18 protein-coding genes and 1 pseudogene are annotated in these 18,969 nt (G+C 46.3%); 16 read left to right on the top strand and 3 right to left on the bottom strand.

The window, feature by feature from the left end; translation table 11 throughout:
* The first annotated feature begins 5 nt into the window (after positions 1–5).
* Positions 6–1,199, top strand: a complete 1,194-nt coding sequence (gene alr, locus ACFPYJ_RS14390) for an alanine racemase (RefSeq protein ID WP_379188842.1) — start codon at positions 6–8, stop codon at positions 1,197–1,199.
* 71 nt (positions 1,200–1,270) lie between these two features.
* On the opposite strand, the gene ACFPYJ_RS14385 is transcribed toward alr, so the two are convergent.
* Positions 1,271–2,230 carry a hypothetical protein gene (locus tag ACFPYJ_RS14385; protein WP_379188841.1) on the bottom strand — a complete coding sequence of 320 codons (960 nt, stop codon included), beginning with the start codon at positions 2,228–2,230 and terminating at the stop codon, positions 1,271–1,273.
* 292 nt (positions 2,231–2,522) lie between these two features.
* Between ACFPYJ_RS14385 and ACFPYJ_RS14380 the strand changes: the two genes are divergently transcribed.
* From ACFPYJ_RS14380 to ACFPYJ_RS14360, 5 genes and pseudogenes are all read left to right on the top strand, one after another.
* Complete coding sequence (locus ACFPYJ_RS14380) at positions 2,523–2,927, top strand: IDEAL domain-containing protein (RefSeq protein WP_379188840.1); 405 nt, start codon at positions 2,523–2,525, stop codon at positions 2,925–2,927.
* 259 nt (positions 2,928–3,186) lie between these two features.
* Positions 3,187–3,444, top strand: a complete 258-nt coding sequence (locus ACFPYJ_RS14375) for a YqkE family protein (RefSeq protein ID WP_379188839.1) — start codon at positions 3,187–3,189, stop codon at positions 3,442–3,444.
* A gap of 30 nt (positions 3,445–3,474) precedes the next feature.
* Positions 3,475–3,714, top strand: a complete 240-nt coding sequence (locus tag ACFPYJ_RS14370) for a hypothetical protein (RefSeq protein WP_379188838.1) — start codon at positions 3,475–3,477, stop codon at positions 3,712–3,714.
* A 165-nt stretch (positions 3,715–3,879) separates the two neighbouring features.
* A pseudogene (locus ACFPYJ_RS14365) lies at positions 3,880–5,239 on the top strand (FAD-binding oxidoreductase).
* A gap of 6 nt (positions 5,240–5,245) precedes the next feature.
* Entirely contained in the window at positions 5,246–5,827 is a 582-nt protein-coding gene (locus ACFPYJ_RS14360) for an MFS transporter (protein WP_379188837.1), read from the top strand.
* Positions 5,828–5,907: 80 nt separating this feature from the next.
* Here ACFPYJ_RS14360 and ACFPYJ_RS14355 read toward each other — a convergent pair whose 3' ends face one another.
* Positions 5,908–6,756, bottom strand: coding sequence for a pirin family protein (locus ACFPYJ_RS14355; protein ID WP_379188836.1), 849 nt, complete (start codon positions 6,754–6,756; stop codon positions 5,908–5,910).
* Positions 6,757–7,022: 266 nt separating this feature from the next.
* Here ACFPYJ_RS14355 and ACFPYJ_RS14350 point away from each other — a divergent pair, with 266 nt between their 5' ends.
* The 8 genes from ACFPYJ_RS14350 to ACFPYJ_RS14315 all read left to right on the top strand — a co-directional run bounded on the left by ACFPYJ_RS14350 (position 7,023) and on the right by ACFPYJ_RS14315 (position 14,287).
* Entirely contained in the window at positions 7,023–7,274 is a 252-nt protein-coding gene (locus ACFPYJ_RS14350) for a YolD-like family protein (protein ID WP_379188835.1), read from the top strand.
* 95 nt (positions 7,275–7,369) lie between these two features.
* Positions 7,370–8,080: a hypothetical protein gene (locus ACFPYJ_RS14345; protein ID WP_379188834.1), complete on the top strand. Its 711-nt coding sequence runs from the start codon at positions 7,370–7,372 to the stop codon at positions 8,078–8,080.
* A gap of 52 nt (positions 8,081–8,132) precedes the next feature.
* Positions 8,133–9,467 carry a sensor histidine kinase gene (locus ACFPYJ_RS14340; RefSeq protein ID WP_379188833.1) on the top strand — a complete coding sequence of 445 codons (1,335 nt, stop codon included), beginning with the start codon at positions 8,133–8,135 and terminating at the stop codon, positions 9,465–9,467.
* On the top strand, positions 9,464–10,084 hold the full coding sequence (locus tag ACFPYJ_RS14335) for a response regulator (protein WP_379188832.1): 621 nt from the start codon (positions 9,464–9,466) through the stop codon (positions 10,082–10,084). Before ACFPYJ_RS14340 ends, ACFPYJ_RS14335 begins: the two co-directional genes overlap by 4 nt.
* 1,742 nt (positions 10,085–11,826) lie before the next feature.
* Positions 11,827–12,351, top strand: coding sequence for a thiol-disulfide oxidoreductase DCC family protein (locus ACFPYJ_RS14330; RefSeq protein WP_379188831.1), 525 nt, complete (start codon positions 11,827–11,829; stop codon positions 12,349–12,351).
* Positions 12,348–13,298, top strand: coding sequence for a DoxX-like family protein (locus ACFPYJ_RS14325; RefSeq protein ID WP_379188830.1), 951 nt, complete (start codon positions 12,348–12,350; stop codon positions 13,296–13,298). The genes ACFPYJ_RS14330 and ACFPYJ_RS14325 overlap by 4 nt, the downstream gene beginning before the upstream one ends.
* Positions 13,299–13,976, top strand: a complete 678-nt coding sequence (locus tag ACFPYJ_RS14320; RefSeq protein ID WP_379188829.1) for a DUF4166 domain-containing protein — start codon at positions 13,299–13,301, stop codon at positions 13,974–13,976. It begins immediately after the preceding gene.
* Positions 13,977–14,110: 134 nt separating this feature from the next.
* On the top strand, positions 14,111–14,287 hold the full coding sequence (locus ACFPYJ_RS14315; protein ID WP_379188828.1) for a hypothetical protein: 177 nt from the start codon (positions 14,111–14,113) through the stop codon (positions 14,285–14,287).
* A 301-nt stretch (positions 14,288–14,588) separates the two neighbouring features.
* Here ACFPYJ_RS14315 and ACFPYJ_RS14310 read toward each other — a convergent pair whose 3' ends face one another.
* Positions 14,589–16,610 carry a peptidoglycan D,D-transpeptidase FtsI family protein gene (locus ACFPYJ_RS14310; protein WP_379188827.1) on the bottom strand — a complete coding sequence of 674 codons (2,022 nt, stop codon included), beginning with the start codon at positions 16,608–16,610 and terminating at the stop codon, positions 14,589–14,591.
* Between the two features lie 143 nt (positions 16,611–16,753).
* Between ACFPYJ_RS14310 and ACFPYJ_RS14305 the strand changes: the two genes are divergently transcribed.
* Positions 16,754–16,930 carry a hypothetical protein gene (locus ACFPYJ_RS14305; protein WP_379188826.1) on the top strand — a complete coding sequence of 59 codons (177 nt, stop codon included), beginning with the start codon at positions 16,754–16,756 and terminating at the stop codon, positions 16,928–16,930.
* A gap of 252 nt (positions 16,931–17,182) precedes the next feature.
* On the top strand, positions 17,183–18,934 hold the full coding sequence (locus ACFPYJ_RS14300) for an ATP-binding cassette domain-containing protein (protein ID WP_379188825.1): 1,752 nt from the start codon (positions 17,183–17,185) through the stop codon (positions 18,932–18,934).
* Positions 18,935–18,969 lie beyond the last annotated feature (35 nt).

The raw sequence follows: 18,969 nt of genomic DNA, 5'->3' as shown, positions 1-18,969 counted from the left end.
ATGCAGTGAGGATTAGTCAAGCCGCGTCTATTGAGCAAGCTGGCCGATATAGAGACACTTGGGCTAAGGTAGATCTGGGAGCGATTCGTTCGAATGTGCTTACAATCAGAAAGAACCTTCCTTCCCATACTAAGCTTATGGCCGTTGTGAAAGCAAATGGCTACGGTCATGGCAGCGTTGAAGCAGCAAGGATGGCGATTCAAGCCGGAGCGCAGTATTTGGCAGTGGCTTTCTTAAGTGAAGCGCTGCAGCTCAGGAAGAATGGAATCACAGCGCCCATCCTGATACTCTCTCCGATTAAGCCGCAGGAAGTTCATGCAGCCTGCATATTGAATGTGATGCTCACAGTCACATCCGCTTCCTGGTTCGATGAGCTAAGCAGAGTATCTAAGGGGATTCCTCCCAAAAAACTGAAGATTCATATTAAGCTGGATACGGGACTCGGTCGAATCGGTATTCGAAATCATCAGGAATGGATGGATCTTGTTCCGTGGCTCCAGGCAACCGACGTGATTGTTGATGGGGTTTATACGCACTTCGCTACTGCTGGACGGGAAGAGACAGATTTTCTCCAGAAACAGTGGGGAAGATTTCAAGAAATGATGGCTTGGGTGAAGAATTCCGGACTGAAAGTGAATCATTATCATTGCGCGAACAGTGCTGCTGCATTAAGATTTCCTGAGCTTGCGATGGATATGGTGCGTATTGGCGCTGCGATGTTCGGCTTCTACCCTAAGAATCTGGTTCCGGAAGTGGATTTAAAGCCGGCTCTCAGCGTATACAGCAGCCTCATGGAAGTAAAGAAACTGAGTAAAGGCGAGTATATCGGGTATGATAACTCCTATCAGGCGCAGGATGAGGAATGGATTGGAACCGTTCCCATTGGTTATGCGGACGGTTGGTCACAATCGCTCCGCGGCTCCGAGGTACTGGTGGATGGCTGCAGAATGCCTGTTGTCGGAAAGATCTGTATGGATCAGCTGATGATACGGCTGCCATGCTATTATCCAGTTGGAACTGATGTGACATTGATTGGTAAGCAGGGCAGCCAGATGATTACATGTGCAGAGCTTGCCTCATATATGGGCAGTGTAGCCCAGGAAATATCGACTTCTCTCACCTCAAGAATAAGCAGAAGCTATACAGACTCCCGTCTTCCTATCGCAAAGAACCGCGTGCCCGTCATCTTACGACGATGAGGCACGCGGTTCTTTTCTGAACTTGGAACGATTATAATAGTATCCACTGCTGGGCAGCTGCAATACATTTCTTATTGAATCGGCAGTTTTGCTTTACGGAATGCTGTAACTTCATCGGTCAGCTTATAATCATGTGCTTTAGCCAGATCCATGAACTGCTGCAATAAGAACAAATATTCACTTTTCGTTCCTTTGTTTCTCTCCAGGATCATGTTGTAGCCTTTAATGGCATTCGGCTGCATTTTGTTGTTGTCATAGTCGAACAGCGGGGAGTTATTTACCCCATAGAAAGTTAAAATTTTGTAGCTGTGAAGCAGATTTTTGATTTTGGCCGCTCGATTGGAGCTCGGGAATTGCTTTACGAAACGTTCCTGAGAAAGCGTACGGTTGGCAATTTCCTGATAACCGATCATCAGCCCGGCATCCTTGACTTTCGGCTCTTCGGCCTCAACGGTCATAATATCGATGTAGGCTTTCACATCGGCGCCTACATAAGCACGATATTTCTGAAAGCCTTTATAATCGACAACGGGGAAATAAAAGCCTTCTGCCGTTTCAAGCTTCAATCCATTATTATCTGCTTCTTGCAGCAGTGCTTTCAGCTTTTTATCTTTGGTCTTGCTGATGATATCCGCAAAGCTGTCCTTCCATTTATAAACCTTATTAATACCGGTTTGTATGGAAGGCTTCGCAATTCCGCTCTCAAAGGATGGAAGTCCGGCAACAATAGCATTTTCTAAACGAAGCACCATGATGCTGGCTTGATAAGCCGATACCTCGTCAATGTGAGTGTCAAGAAAAGCGATTGCACGCGGCAGCTGACCTTTGACCTGAAGCAGAGTGATGTATTTATTGAAGATTTGATTCGAAGCTGCGCTGTTGACTGCTCCGGCGGATGCAGCTGCGGCATAGGGGGCTGGCTTTGCTGCCGGCGCAGCTGCTGCTCCTGCTGTTCCTGCTTGAAGAGCAAGCGTCAATGCTGCAAGGGTAGCGAAAGTAAATGTTTTTGTAGGCATTGTAAGTTGTTTCATAAGTAATCTCCTCCCAATGATGTTGTTGTTTCTATAACGTATATTACCCACAGATTGTTTCGCTGAAATTACAACTTGTTTCGAACTTGCAAATGTTTGGGGACAAGAAGGATAAAGGGGACTAGCATACGGCAAGCAGTTATTAAATAACTAAAGTAAAGTTAATATGTAATTGTTGACTTTCTCAACTGTAACAATTATAATTACAGTAACAGCAAGAGAGCACATCCTGCAGACACCAGTTAACGTGGAAGACAAATGAATTCTCATTAGGAGAGGGAGGTTGAACGGAATGGCAGCTACAAACCATACTTCAATACAAGTCGGAGATTGGATAAGCGGGACATCACAATTGGATGAGAAGTTTATCGGGTATGTTGATTCATTGGCGGAGGATAATATGGTGAAGGTTTGGGTAACCCAAAGTGATCATGATAATATTGTCGGTGAATACGTTCAAACTAAGCTCCCGAAACTTAGAAAGCTGGCCGAAGACAATCCATTTAACCAAGACGAACTGGTGAGTTTAATCGATCTGGCTTTAATGACGAAAGATAAAGATTGGTTTCAGGACCTTGTCAGCCAATCTTATATGTCTGCGAAGCAATTGTCGGGCCGATGGAAGGATAACGGGAGCAGCAAGAAACAAACTTACAACATGAAGTGGAGCAGCAGATTAAACGAACGCAATTTATAAACAAACCGTTATGCCAAACTTCTTTGTTAGTTGGTAGGACTCCATTATGGAAGCCATTATTAACTCACCGGGCTGGTTCCCGATTATATAGATGATCCTAACAAGGGGAGAGCCGTGGTCGGCTCTCTTCTTTTTCTTTTGTCCATCCAGACCTTCTGGTTGGCTTTTCTATTGAAAACCCAATCGGATTGGATCTTCATATGTCTAGAATGCAGGGCATAATCTTGTTATAATAGGTGCAGAAATAGAGGTGATCAAGGTGGCGAAGAAAAGAACGAATTCTGCTCCGGCAGCTGCCAAGGAAGAAAAGCCGGCGACGCTGAAGGACCTGCTGAGGCCTGAAGTTCTGGAGCAGCTAAAAACAAAGGCGAATGAACTGTCGACAGCCGAGGAGAAGCGCAAGGAAGAAGCTGCCAAGCAGGCGGAGGAAGCGCGCAAAGCAGAGCAGAAGAGGCTTGACAATGATTTTGAATACTTGCTTAACAACAGCAAAATGGATTGGCGATCGAACAAATAAATCAAATTATGATGAGTATGGAGCTGTGTAATGAGTAAAGGCAGAGTGTGGAACAAGGGCAAACGCGATGGCGGAGGCGGTCCGGCGCCAGGAACAGGGTTTAAAGAAAAAGCAAAGCAGACCGCCAGTGATTCAGCTGCTGAGAAAGCACCATTAATACCGCCTGTGGATCTGTCGGATCCGAAGAATCAAGTGAAGCCGATGAAACGCGATAATTGGGTGACCCGGCCTGTCCGGGTCAAGCCAAGCGAAAGCGAGCAGCAGAATTAATACAGAGGGATTGAAGGTAAAGCATACTGCCGAAGCAGTATGCTTTTCTTTGTATTCTCAAACATGAAGGTTTGCAGTGCTGACCGGAAGAAGAGGAGTTTGCCCGGGATTAACGAATACCTTCATGTGGCAGTCAATTATGTTATTCTTTGACAGGAGGTTCACATGAAAAAATGGATTGCTCTCCTCCTCCTCACCGTAGTTTGCCTCGTCAATTACGTGCAAAATAACACGCCTGATCAGGACCCCTATTTGATTACCGACTACAGCAGGCTGCATCCGGTTAAAGTTTCAAGGGTTGAAGCAGGGCGGGAAGAAGAGCAGCTGAAAGCGATATTGAAGGAAGCAAGGGAAAAGCAGCTTACAGTCTCAATAGCCGGTCAAAGGCACAGTCAAGGCGGACATACCTATTACAAAGACAGTGTTGTCATAGATATGACTTCTTATAATCGCGTGCTGGCATTTGATCAGCAGCGTAAAACGATCCAAGTTCAGGCGGGTGCAGCCTGGAAGGACGTTCAGGATTATATTAACCCTTACGGACTCTCGGTGAAGACGATGCAGTCTCAGAATATTTTTACAATTGGCGGTTCACTCAGTGTGAATGCTCACGGCCGGGATATCCGTAACGGCTCACTTATCAAAAGCGTTGAATCCTTCCATCTGCTGCTGGCCGATGGGCGCATTCTAAACGTAAGCCGCAAGGAAAACGCAGACCTGTTCCCAGCAGTCATTGGAGGATATGGGTTGTTCGGGATCATTCTCGATGTAACCCTGACAATAAGGTCCAAGCTAACCCTGACATCCATATGCACATTGCCCGAATTTCGGCAGCGCCGGAGCATTTTTTGACCGATATGTACGCTATCAATTATGTTCTGGACCGATCTGTTCCCTTAGAGGGTCATGACAAGTTGAATATTCGTGAAAAGGGTGTCCTTCCAGCCAAGCTGATGTTTGCTCTGAACCGGCATTTTGACTGGGGCAAAAATACGATGTGGAATTTGCAAAAAACATTTTTCATGAACAGCCAGGGCACTCTGATCTCTCGAAATAATGCGATGCGCTCGGAGTCGGAGTTTATGGAATACAATACGGCTGGAAGCAATGACGTTCTGCAGGAATATTTTGTCCCGGTTCAGGCGTTTTCAGGATTTATGAAGGATTTCAGGGAGGTTCTGCTGGCCGAGAACTTGAATCTGCTCAACATTACGGTTCGATATGTCAATCAAGATGAGGAAGCGGCGCTTTCTTATGCGACGGCTGATATGTTTGCACTCGTTTGTTTGTTCCACGTACCTCTCTCAGAGCAGGGTCAGGCCAAGGTGCGGATCGGTATTCAAGCCGTGCTGGACAGGCTGATTAAGCACCATGGAACGTACTATTTGCCCTATATTGCTTATCCGCGGCTTGATCAATTTCAAACGATATATGCTGGGCATAGGGAGTTTTTCTAAAGAAAGAACAGGTTGACCCCGATCATTTGTTTATGAACTACTTTTATATGGACTACAAAGGGGAGTAGACAGACTTGAATGTTAGATGGCTGATTCGCTCGCAAAGCATCGTGACGCTGGCTGCGGGGATGATTTACCCGTATTATCTGTTGTTTCTAAAGAATCTGGGCAATAGTTACTCGAAATACGGACTTGCTTTCGCGGTATTTACAATCAGCTCTGCTGCGGTGTCACAGTGGCTGGCACCGCGTCTGGACCGGCATGGAATGGGGCTGCTGACATTAAGCTCGGTTGGGATGATGATCGCTATGATTCTTTTCCCTTGGCTGGAGGCATACTCGTGGGTGCTTGTTCTTCAATTGCTGATGGGCATATGCAATGCGATGCAAAAAATGAGTGAACGGCTGCTGATTGCCGACCACAGCAAACGGGGGGAGCGCGGTATTGTAATCGGTGCGTTTCATTTCTGGACTTCGGTGGCATCAGGCTTCGCAGTTATCATTGGCGGCTATATGATTGATTGGCTGACGATCGACGTGCTGTTCTACACGAGTGCTTGTCTATATGCGGGAAGTGCATGGGTTACATGGCGGGCCGGCAAACGGATATCTGCCGTAGTAAGTGAAACGGTTGGTGCGGCCGATTCAACCTTCTAAGGTTGGATATACAAAATCTCCCTGTAGATGACTTCGTAATTAATGAAGACATGGACAGGGAGTAAGAAGCTTACCGTGCTCTATGCAAATTTTCCATTCTGATAATCATGAAAAGCTTCGCGAATCTGTTCCTCTGTGTTCATGACGAATGGGCCATAAGCAGCGATCGGTTCGCGGAGCGGCTCTCCGGCGTATAACAAGACGCGAAGACCCGTTACAGCTGTAATGGCAACCTCGCTTGCTTCGTAATTCTCCGAACGGCTGAGATGCAGGACTTGTCGTTTGGCACCCTTCGTATTCTCACTTCCAAACAGCCCTTCACCTTCCAGGACATAGAGAAATCCGTTATATGATCCCGGTAAATCCTGCTTCACTGCAGCTCCTGGCTCCAAAGTAAGCTCCACCATTGTAACCGGAACATAGTTCTTGGTGGGCGAATGTACATCGCCTGATGAACCCGAGAATACGCGGATAACAGCACCTTTCTCAGTCCGTATGGGCATATTGGCACTCCGGAGATTCTGATAGCGCGGGACTGTCATTTTGTCCTTGCTTGGCAGATTGACCCATAACTGCAGTGAATGTACACGTTCGCCATCCGCGGGATCTTCTTTATGAATGACGCCCCGGCCTGCTGTCATCCACTGCGCATCGCCTGCGAGCAGTTCGTCTTTCTCCGATGAAGTGTTGTCATAATGCTCCAGCTTACCTTCCATGACATAGGTAACGGTCTCGATGCCGCGGTGAGGATGGACGTCGAATGAACCTCTCTCAAACCAGTCCTCAGCTAAAAAAAGAAAGGGATCATTCTCTTCAAATTGGCCATTTTCCAGAATAAAGCTGTTCTGATGCTTCGGGCTTATAATATTGATATGTGCGGAGCGCACCTTCGAAATGCTGCGAGAGTAGACGGGCTTGGAATCGGTCATGGCACGTGGCCTCCTTGTATATGGCTATCGTTCATTCAGGCAATTAACCTATCAGAAAGTATAGTTTATTCACTTCTTTCAATCAAGCAGTGGAGTCGATTATAAGAATCGGTTTCATCAATATCGGTAGCTGTCGCAGTGTCTGGAGGAAGTTATGAGCGTGCTTGCGCCATTCGGATGACTTGAAGAATGCGATTATTAGTTGCCATTGAGCATGATTTCGGGTATATTTATAAGTTCAAGCTAATATGCAGGGGGACATTTCAGTGGCTAAAGGCAAGGTACCAAAACGACCGACAAGAGACGAGTTTGTGCTCGAGGAGCTCGGTAATCAGTTAGTTGAAGCCAAGCAGGAAGATTCAGAGATTGTGCTGACGGTATGGGGCGCGGAAGAGCCTGTACGCGGTCAAATTGTGGAGATGGATTCACGAACCGGTAAAGTACATATTAGACATCTCGGAGCTATTACGAAAGTTCCATTCATGGATATCATGCAGGTGAATTATCCTAGAGATTAATGTTGTACATCATGAATGTTCGGTATTCCACCACCGCATACTAACCTAATGCGCGGCAGATCTGCCGGCAAAAAGGCGAATAAGGCGGTATGATTATGATCCAAACAGAACTTGCAATGGAATGGGATATTTTCTTGGTTGCCGGCGTAGGCTCTACACCCAGCATTTTTAATGATTGCACCCACGAGCTGCAGCGAAGATTCCATGAATCTGGCCGGGATCCCATCATTCGTTCACTGTTTCCATACGGCGACCATACACAAAGCATGCTGCGTCAAATCGCTGCTGTAGGCAAGGATTTATCCCGGCTCGGGACGGCTGTCCGAGCCGGCGGGAAGGCGATTGCAGATCAGGTCAGGCGGCTATCCGATGGACGTCCTGCCTTATTTATCGGTCACAGCGGTGGCGGTGTTGCAGCTTATCTGGGTGCCTCTTTGCTTTGTACACAAGGGGTTATTTCGGACTGCCGGGTTATTCAAGTGGGTTCACCGAAACAGCCGATACATCCGGATTTTCGCAGCAAGGTCAGTTATTATTTCTCTGTAGATGAGGAAGGCAAACGCAGCGATCCGATTACCCGAATCGGCAGCTGGGGTGGATGGAATAAGAACCGATTTGGCTTATTGTACTGGGATCGCCGCAAATATGCGCCTGGTTATATCAATACGATTACTGTTCTGGGCGGGCATCCGCACTACTTCCGAGGGAGAGATCCGTTCATCCATCCGAAACGGGGATCGAACCTTTCCTTAACGTTGAATACGATCTTGAACCAAGTAACGGATGGAGATACAGCTATTACTTAGTAGAATTAGATGAGTCGATGCCATTATCATTTTCTTAATAGGGCGGTGCCCGATGCTGTATTATTTCTTCGCGCTGCTTGCAGCAGCTGTTATCCTGCTTATCAACAATCACCGGAACGAAACGAATCGTTGGGCAGCATTCTTCTTGACCAGTGCCTCAATTGGCGGCTTGTCGGATTGGCTGACCGAGCAGTCGCTTGACGGCTTGCTGAGTGCTGTCACCTATCTTAATCACACATTAACGCCTTATGGGGTTTTCATTTTCAGTGTGGTTTATTCTGAACTGTATCCAAGTCCCCGGGTCAGACGGTATTTTAAAGCTATAGGCTTCATCCCCGTGATGTCGATGCTGCTATGGACATCAATTTCTCCTGTCCCGATGAACAACTTCAACCTATTCCTGCTTCTATGGGCAGCCCCTTATTATCTGTTCTCCTGCTACTTGCTTCTCAAATCACTTTGGAAAGAAGCGAATCGCAGCAAGAAACGTAATCGTTTCGTTGCTACCGTCATAATTGTACCGACACTGCTCGCAGTACTTGTGCTGATTAATGTGGCCAATGTAGTGTCTCCGGATTTTCATTTCTTCCGGTATGTATCGGTATTCATTATCTACTCGTTAACCGTGGCGCTGCTGTGCTCCTTCATCTATGGAGTGCTTGGTGTGAAGCTGCGATTCGAGAGAGACCCGCTGGAGAGTGCTATGAAGGCGGTCAGCTCTGGAACGACGCTTCTAAACCACACCATCAAGAATGAGATTGGCAAAATCGCCATAAGCTCTGAGAATCTCAAAGCAAATATAGCTGACGAGGAATCCATGCAGCAGCTGCAAATTATCGCGAATGCTTCCGAGCATATGATGGCGATGGTGACTCGTATTCACAGCCAGATGAAGGATATTATTTTACACGAAGCCCCATGTCGATTGGACGTGCTCGTTGCAGAATGTTTGGAGCAGCATCGGCAGGTACTCGAAGCTCGCGGTATTGTCTTTATATCAAGTTATTGCTGCCATCCTGTTCTTTTGTGCGACGCGGTCCATATGAAAGAAGTGATGGGGAATCTGCTGATGAACGCACTCGAAGCGATGCCAGGCGGCGGGATGATGCAGATTTCCCTGGATGCGATTAAACAGGGGGTTACACTATGCATACAAGACAGCGGGAAAGGAATGACCGCTGAGCAGCTTGCCCGCGTGTTTGAACCTTTCTACAGTACGAAGAATCAGTCGCGGAACTTTGGGCTTGGTCTCTCTTATGTGTACAATGTGATGCAGAAGAGCGGCGGATCGGTAGAAATGTCGAGCAGGGAGAATGAAGGCACACTTGTCAAGCTTTATTTCTCACGCAAGAAAATCTTGCAAATGAACCAGGAGGAACGCAGATGAATCATATTAAAGTGGTCCTTGTCGAGGATGATCCGGATTGGATTAAAGCGATAACCGTCTTTCTCAATAAGGAAGAGGATCTTCTTATCGTAGGTGCAGCAACGGATTCAACCGAAGCTATCCAGCTTGCTCGGACAATTGCATTTGATGTGGTTCTCATGGATATTCAGCTAAACGGCAGTCAGCTTGATGGCATCCATACAGCCATAGAAATGCTCGAGCTTCATCCTGCCAAAATCATCATGCTGTCCTCTTTGACCGACGAACAGGTCATGACGCAGTCCTTCACGGCCGGAGCTGTTAACTATATTGAGAAGAGCAATTTCAAAGCGCTGCCGCATGCGATAAGAGACGCCTATCATCATCCTAATGCGATGGAAGCATTGTTAAAGGAGTTTACGAGATTGAAGAGGGAGGAGCAGCTCAAGGAACTAACTTCTGCTGAGAGGGAAGTGTTCGAGCTCATCGAAGAGGGCTACACGCAGCCCGAGATTGAGAAGAAGCTGTACAAAGCCGAGAGCACACTGAAGAACCAAGTAAATAAAATGCTGAAAAAGCTCGGTGTGAAGAGCAGTAAAGAAGCAGTGAAGAAAGTGAAGCGCAAAGGGTTATTTTGAACGAATGCCCGCCGTCCATAATCGTGAAGCATGCTGGGCTATTTTTAAATGCCAATACACGCAAGCCGGGAGTAATTCGTAAAGACTCGAGCAAAATAAAGCCGCTCGCTATACGCGTAGACTGGCATTATGCACAACACGACCTCCTATGATCCCACTGCCAAACGAGCATCCTAGGCACACCGAACCTATCATGCAAAATAACACTCTAACCACTTCAAGCGTTCTGGGCAAAGAAAAACGCTTGCAAAATAAGACCGCTCGCTATACGCGCAGCTATGTCAGTATGCGCAGCATGACGTCCTATAGCCCCACTCACTAACTGATTATCCTAAATTCAATCGTACCTCTCATGCAAAAATAAGACCGCTCGCTTTACGCGCAGCTATGCCAATATGCGCAACACAACTTCCTATAATCCCACTCATCAAATGAGCGTCCTATTAAAAATGAACTTTCATCCAATATAAGACCGCTCGCTATATGCGTAGCTATGTCAGTATGCGCAGCATGACATCCTATAACCCCACTCATCAAATGAGCGTCCTATTCAAAATGAACTTTCATCCAATATAAGACCGCTCGCTATATGCGTAGCTATGTCAGTATGCGCAGCATGACATCCTATAACCCCACTCACTAACTGATTATCCTAAATTCAATCGTACCTCTCATGCAAAAATAAGACCGCTCGCTATACGCGCAGCTATGTCAGTATGCGCAGCATGACGTCCTATAATCCCACTCATCAAATGAGCGTCCTATTCAAAATGAACTTTCATCCAATATAAGACCGCTCGCTATACGCGTAGCTATGCCAGTATGCGCAACACAACATCCTATAGCCCCACTCATCAAATGAGCATCCTATTCAAAATAATCTTTCATCCAATATAAGACCGCTCGCTATATGCGTAGTTATGTCAGCATGCTCAGCATGACGTAATACGTGTTACTCCTCGTAATTTGCACATCCTGCTCAAATAGTCATTCCCATACAAACCAAGAACGCATAAACTCCATGCATTTATGCGTACTCCTTATCTAAACTGGAAAAATACAGTTATTTAGATATGGTATGCTTCTATGATTCTCTATACTGTAAATATCCATTTATTATTGAGAAATTTGCTCTCCAGCAGCTCATTTTGGCTATATAGCTGTACGAAATCCAGTATAGATGCAGAAATAGCGAAAAAATTAGTATTTAACTGTATGAAATCCAGTATAGCTTTCTCGGGCTTAATGTGCAGAAGGGGGTTAAGTTGAAGATCGACTCGACACGCTAAGGTGAGGGCTCAATTCAAGAAAATAAAAGTAAATAATTTGCAAAATTGGGTATAATTTAGGCGCATCTTGAATTTCGCCATATTGAGTAGCGATAAGGTATACCACAATGGATGTCAATAGAGATACCAAAAGACCAATCAGGTATCAATATGAGGTATCAATATGAGATATCAATATGAGATATCAATATGAGATATCAAAATGAGGTATCGATATGAGATCTCAATAAGGGATACCAATAGGGTATCAATAAGGGATACCAATAAGAAATATCAGTAGAGATCAGTAGGATATCAATAAGACCAATTGGTTATCAATAGAGATACCACAATGAATACCGCAGGGTACTACATCATGTAGTACCTCTTTTTTCGTTGGACCTACGAAAGTTGGAACTGAGCAAATAGTTGGTTTAGAGCTAGAATGAAGCTGTGAGAGGAGGCACGATAGCTATGAATCATCACCTTAGAACGGAGAAAGCCGATTCAAATGTGCTGCATAGTAAGGGGAAAGTCAAGCAGAAAGTGCTGCATAGAACGGAGAATGCCGAGCCGATTGTACTGCTAATTGATGGTGAGTGTTCCCTTTGCCATACGATTACCAAATTCGTCGTTAAGCGGGATACCGATAAGCGATTTCGCTTTGCTTCTATACAATCACAGGTGGGACAGGCGCTGCTTCTGCAGCGAAGACTCCCGCAGAATGATTTGAACACTTTTGTCATGATGACAAGCTACGCGACATTCACAAAGTCTGAAGCCGCACTTCATGTACTTCGGCATTTAGGAAGTTTTTGGGCTCCATTCTATGGTTTTAAAGTTGTTCCGACCTTTATTCGAGATTGGGTATATGACCAGGTCGCAGGCCATAGGCATCGTTGGTTTAGGAAGGATAAGACTTGTCTAGTGCCATCTAAGGAACTGAGGGAAAGATTTATTGAACACGGGGATCAAATCGGTTGGGAGGTGAAGGAATGAGAAGAAAGTCTATCTACGTTGAAATCGATATCAAGACGGATATCGATTCTCTTTGGGAGCGGACACAGACGCCGGAGTTACATGAGCAATGGGATCTTCGCTTTTCCAAAATTGAATACTTACCTCGGGGAGAAGGAGAAAGGGAGCAGCGTTTTCGCTATCAGACGCGGATCGGATTCGGGCTTGCGATTGCGGGCACAGGCATCACAAAAGCAAGCGATTATGAAGGAACTGATGGCCGTAAGCGGCTATCGGTATTAACCTTCGGATCAGATCAGTACTTATCGCTTATCCATAAGGGAGGCGGTTACTGGAAATACATGCAGAATGGGGAGGGGATGACCTTCTCAACCCGGTATGATTACCAGACGCGCTGCGGTGTGATTGGCAGGTGGTTTGATTACCTATTCTTTCGCCCGCTGTTCGGGTTTGCTACGGCTTGGAGCTTCGATTGCTTGCGAATCTGGCTGGAGAAAAACATCCCTCCTGCGGTTAGTCTGCAGCGGACGGTTATCCATTATTTCAGTGTCCTAATGATATCACTCCTTTGGCTGTATGAGGGGCTGATTCCGAAGATTGTATACCCTCAAGCGGGTGAACTCGTGATTTTACAGCATACGGGTTGGTTCGGAGGTTGGGAAGCACAGGTTCTTCAGCTGCTAGGAATTGCTGAAATTGGCATTGGAGTGATTGCCGTGCTAGGGCATAGGAAGGCGGGGATCTATAAGCTGCAGATCACTGCTCTGCTGGCTCTTGCCGGTGCTGCTCTGTTTAAGAATCCTGACCTGCTGCAAGCACCGTTTAATCCATTGACGCTTAGTGTTCCAATGATTGGATTCTGCTTGGTAGCAGGGTGGTCGGGACTCGATCTACCGCAGGCCAGCCGGTGTTCAAGGAAGCCTATTCGGCCGGAAATACGCACAAGTATCAAGGGGGAGGTCTATTAAATGGCGTCCATATATGAGCAGGTGATGGGCAGTGAGTTTAAGAAGCTTCATCCCCGCATTCAGCAGCGGTTCGGCTTTAATAGTACAGATCGGATCTCATCGATTGGACATGGTATCATGGACTCCGTTTGGTTCGCGAAATGGGCGGCACTGCCTCTATATTTAGGCACAACCAGGAATATCATGTTTCCGCAAGGGGGCGAGCGGGTTCCTTTCACCATTGAGAATTTTGCCTATAAGGATCGCTTTGGCAGGGAGACGGTGACTTGGAATCGGAAGTTTAAGTTTCCCAAAGCGATTAGACAGTTCGACGCAACGATGATATATAGTTCGGAGCGTGCAGCGATCGTGGATTATTTGGGCAACAAACAGCATCTGGCAGTGGACCTTGATTTATCTGCAGGAGAGAACGGAGGCATACGAATTCGATCGGGTGAGCAGCGTTTCTACGAAGGCTGGCTTCAATTTCGATTCCCGCGGTGGTTCACAGGTACAGCCGAGGTATGTGAATGGTATGACGATTGGGAGGAGCAATTCAAAATTTCAGTTCAAATTGACAATCCGCTCTTCGGTCCTGTCTTTCGCTATAAGGGTTCGTTTGATGTTTATTATCTGGATCTGAAAATCAATCGCATTCCGCTTGATGCCAGACCGCTTCGGGAAGAGAATCGGGAGTAATGACGATCCGTGCATATGACTCCAGTAACTACAATGGAGTGGAATCTGGTTACTCCAGTAACTGTCTGGGCCGCAATAGGAGATGGTAAAATGTTCAAGTATTAATCATTTCCTTGTGAAAGGAGGTCAATGTAATGCTGAAAATACTACGCAATAAATTAGTTGTCGGAGTGCTGGCGGTAACCTTTATTGTCGCTGTCAGTGTATCTTCCCCAAGCAAGGCTGATGCCATGTTCTGTGAATCCATCCCTCCATGCTCGGACATGTATGATTGTGTGCACGTTGCCTATTGGTATTATTTCCTTAGATAAACAGCGAACGGTCTTACAGGAATCGTGACTTCCAAACAACCTGAGCATGATGGCATAGGTTGTTTTTTCTATGCAACAATTACCATTTACACGCGTCTAAAAGTGGATCAATGGTTAGGTGCTGGATTCGGTGGACATGCAAGGTTCTATGAGAATGAGCATGAAGTTGTCGATAGCTCACAATTATGGATTGAGGATAAAGACTTGAAGGATAGAATCTATGGATGCCCACAGTAACAAAGAAACCGGAAGCGCCGTTTGAGCACTTCCGGTTTCTTAATCCGTCTATCGATTATTATACTCACTTCTCTGTCGTTAGAGCGAGTCCAGGGTGAGGAGTGCCGTCCAAGCCAACATATTGGTCATAGGCATCGAAGATCTGTCTTGCAATTGGAGCTGCGCCATAAGCGCCGAATCCGCCATCGGGGACCACGACTGCCACCGCGAGTACGGGATTCTCGGCAGGGGCCAAGGCGATAAATACGGAATTTTCCACCTTTTTACGGTTACCGACATCTTGCTCAGAAGTACCGGTCTTCCGAAGGAATTTATACTTAAAGCCTTCAAAGCCTTGCACCGAAACTTTGCCCATTCCGTCGTAGATTTCATTCCAATAAGAATCCGGCAGAGTGACGGTATTCAGTACCTTCGGGGAGAAAGTTTGTACAGTTGCGCCCCTTGCATCTACGACTTTATTTACAAATTGAGGCTGCAGCCGTTTCCCGCGGTTACCCAGCATAGCTGCATATTGAGCCAGCTGAAGCGTTGTATATTTGGCCTGTTGGCCAAAGGAAGCCCTGACTAGAGCTGACTGGGCGCTGCCGGTCTCAACCTCGTGATAATAGTCGATAACGCCGCTGCTTTCTCCTGGCAGTCCACTTTCAGTGGTCACCCCAAGGCCAAACTGTTTCATGTAGTTGTCCCACACATCGACGCCTTTGTCGCCTTTGTATTTCATATATAATTTGTTTCCTACCTCCGAAGACATGAAGGTATTGGAAGAGTGGGCAATCGCTTCAGCAGGATCAATCTTGCCATAAGCATGGTTGGAAGAGTTGTGTATATAAACCTGGGATCCCTTCCGGCCGAATGCAAAGATTCCTGTATCGTTATAAATCGAATTTGTAGTGAATAAGCCTTCTTTCAGTCCTACAAGAACGGACAACGGTTTCTGAGTCGAGCCAAGCGGCACCATAGATGAAGGGTGACGGTTGCGTTCTTTCTCATCCTCATAAGGCGGGTAGGATTGGCGAATCGTGCCATTGGATTGAAAATAAGTGATATCCTTCAATTCCTTCGTCGTAATCGAACCGCCTGACCACACGTTCGGATCATAATCCGGCATGCTTGCCATTGCGACGACCTTGCCTGTCTGCACTTCCATTGCAACGGCATATCCGGTAGTGGCATCATTGCCATCGTTCCAAGGTTTGGAGTTGGAATGATGCAGGAAATCAAGATGCTCCGTAATCGCCTGCTGCGTCTTCAGCTGCACATTCTTATTGAATGTGAGGTAGATATCATCGCCCTTTACCGGAGGGGTTATAGTTGGGGGACCGACGATACTGTTCTGGGCATTAACCGGATATAATTTGATTCCATTCTCCCCGCGCAGCAGGTCTTGGTACAAATATTCGAGGCCGTCCACCCCGACATCTTCATCATCTGTATATTGAAGCTTCGGATCGTCTTCTTCCTGGATTTTCTCATATTTACTCATCGATTCGCGGACGCCTCTGTATTTCTTGAGATAGCCGACTAACTGTACAGCAACTTTATCTTGTTCATAGTTACGAACACTTTCTTCAACAATATCAATGCCTGGATACTGTTCCTGATTCTCAGAGAAGATTGCGATTTCTGCATTCGAGAGTCCTACCTTGATCCTTCTTGGAACGGAGTAGGTATTTTGAATATGATCCATGTCCATTCGTTTCTTGATTTCTTCTAATGTTAATGCTTTCTGAGGATTGCCGTATTTAGTGAACACCGCTTCTAGCTTTTGGGCAAGTTTATCCGCATCTTCCTCTTTAAATTTAGGTTGAATGGTGAAATATAGGGACTGGGTTGAGGTAGAGTATGCAATACGGGAGCCTGTTGAATCCAGAATGTTACCGCGGATCGGCGGGATTTTGATAGGCTTGGTGCTCAAATCATCGAATTGTTCCTGCAGCTTCGGGCCATCAACGAACTGCAAAATCGCCAGCCGCACGATCAGCGTGCTGAATAATAAGAAGGTCAGGACAAAAAACATGTTCAATCGTACGGCAAATGATCGTCGGTTAGCGATGTCATTTTTACTTTGTTCTTCATAAGGCTTCATGATTAGCTGCTCCTCTTAAAAAGGTGTAACTCTATTCGATTGTAGTAGAGTTACACAGATATATAAAATGTATTATATGCGATTGGAATTTTGATTACAAACTAAACGGGGATAGGGGAAGATTCAGCTTAGGAGTCATAAGTTTGCATGATCACGAATATCTATATAGCGGGAGACGTTATCTTGTAACTAAAGAGGAGAAGCCGGAGGCGAAGGAGCATTATGAATATCATGGAGGTAATGAAATGAGCGCAGAGCTTCTCATTCAGTTACTCATGCTGATCGTAATGGTCATCACTTTGGCGAAAAAATCAGATTAGTGCTTGTTTAAATCAACAACCGGAAGCTGCCATAAGGCCGCTTTCGGTTGTTTTTGCTGCCGGCTTCAGCTCTAAGGAATGAAAAAGAGACACCCGGAAGGCGTCTCATTAAATTTAGGTGGGTTCAAATACAGGGTGCCTACTTTCGGCTCCCTATAATCATAGTATAAATGCAGGATCAATATAAGTCTACAATTTTGGGGAAAAATCCTATATATTTAATCGTGCTGCTTTATAGAGGAAGGAGCGAATATGATAAAATATGTAAGAGCATTTACCCATTCGGTTGTCCTGTTATATCGGATTGAAAGACGCCCTGTATGGGTGTTGGCTGCGGCTTTACTTCTGTCTGTTCCCATCATACCCGTGGAAATGTGGCTGATCAAAACATTAGTGGACCGCATTCAAGCTTGGGAGGCACCGGATTCTATAGTTACGATTCTTATTGTCGCTGCCGAGCTGGCCTTGCTTATGGTAATCGGCAATATTGCGCTTGGAGTTCCTGTGCCTATGGCAATGACAAGACTGATGGAAATTGGTCCTCTCGTAGAGCAACGGCTGATTATGCAGAAGAATGCTGCTCTTCCTTTTGCATCTCTTGAAAGGCCGGCTACAAAAAATCTCCTCGATCGTGCACAGCAGGTATCCCATCATGATACGGTTATTACCGGATTCCAAATGGTGCAGCTCTTCCTTCAATTCATTATTATTATCGCCCTCTTATTAGTCTACGGCCAATGGATTCCAATTGTTATTCTAGGTGCTGCAGCAATCTTTTTCATGCATGTTTCCAATAAATCCGCTGAGCAGCTTGAAGGGCTTACACGAAATCAAACGGAAGAACGGCGGGTGCTTCATCATTATTCCGATCTAATGACCAAACGGGCTGCCGCGAAAGAAATCCGGTTGTTTGGGCTCGCCCGCTTGCTGACTTCACGATGGACCTCCTTGTATGAAGAGCAGTCCGAGCAGCAGTGGTCTTTCGTCAAAACCTCAGAGTTTCGCAAGCTGCTGCCTGAACTATTAATGGCGCTTCTGAGCGGTTTGCTCTTAGCTATAATTATTATCTTTCCTGGTGCACATCAACTGACTTCTGGCGATTGTACTCTTCTATTCTTAGCGATGACAATGTTATTCTCACAGCTGCCTAACTTAATAGGACAAGGTGCATCGATGCGAAAATACTTCATGAGGTGGGAGGATTTCCACGATTTCATGGAGCTCGAAGAGGATCGAACGATAGAGGTAGCGGGCGAGTGTGCGGCTGGAAACGGCTTGGCCCTGCAGGTCCGGGATATTAGCTACCGATACCCTGGGGCAGAGCGCGACACAATATGCGGCGTAAGTTTAACGATCCCATCAGGCTGCCGTGCGGCATTAGTAGGGGAGAATGGTTCAGGCAAGTCAACGCTGGTTAAGCTGCTGACCGGTTTGTACGAACCGACCGGTGGAGTTATGGAGTGGGGCAAGGACGGGGCGCATCATTCAGAGAATTCTTTTGCTTCAGGACACTTATCGGCGGTTTTTCAGGACTTCTCCCGCTTCTATCTTACTCTGCGTGAGAATCTTGCGCTCGGTAAGCTCTCCGCAATGGAGCAGGACAGCATTTTGCAAGGCAGCTTGGATACGGCGGGAAGTAAATTTGGTCATTTGGATATGCAGCTGGGTACTGCATTTGGGGGGATTGAACCCTCAGGCGGTGAATGGCAGCGTATTGCAACGGCTCGCAGCTTGCTTCGCGATTCCGCGTTCGTTTTTTTCGATGAGCCTACTGCAGCGCTTGATCCGCAGGCAGAGCGGGATGCATTTGACTTGTTTCTGCGGGTAACGCGAGGCCGATCGGCACTTCTAGTCACTCATAGGCTTGGAGCGGCTAAGCTCGCTGATGTTATTTTTGTTTTGAAGCAGGGACGTGTCGTTGAACGGGGAACTCATGCTGAGCTGATGAGTCAGGAAGGAGAATATAGCAAAATGTTTCAACTGCAAGCATCCTGGTACGTGTAAAGGGGAGGAATTAAAGATTAACAGCACAAGCATGC

The sequence above is a fragment of the Paenibacillus solisilvae genome (assembly GCF_042656405.1).
GTDB classification, from domain to species: Bacteria; Bacillota; Bacilli; order Paenibacillales; family Paenibacillaceae; genus Paenibacillus_Z; species Paenibacillus_Z solisilvae.
This window is presented reverse-complemented; position numbering and strand designations above follow the sequence as displayed.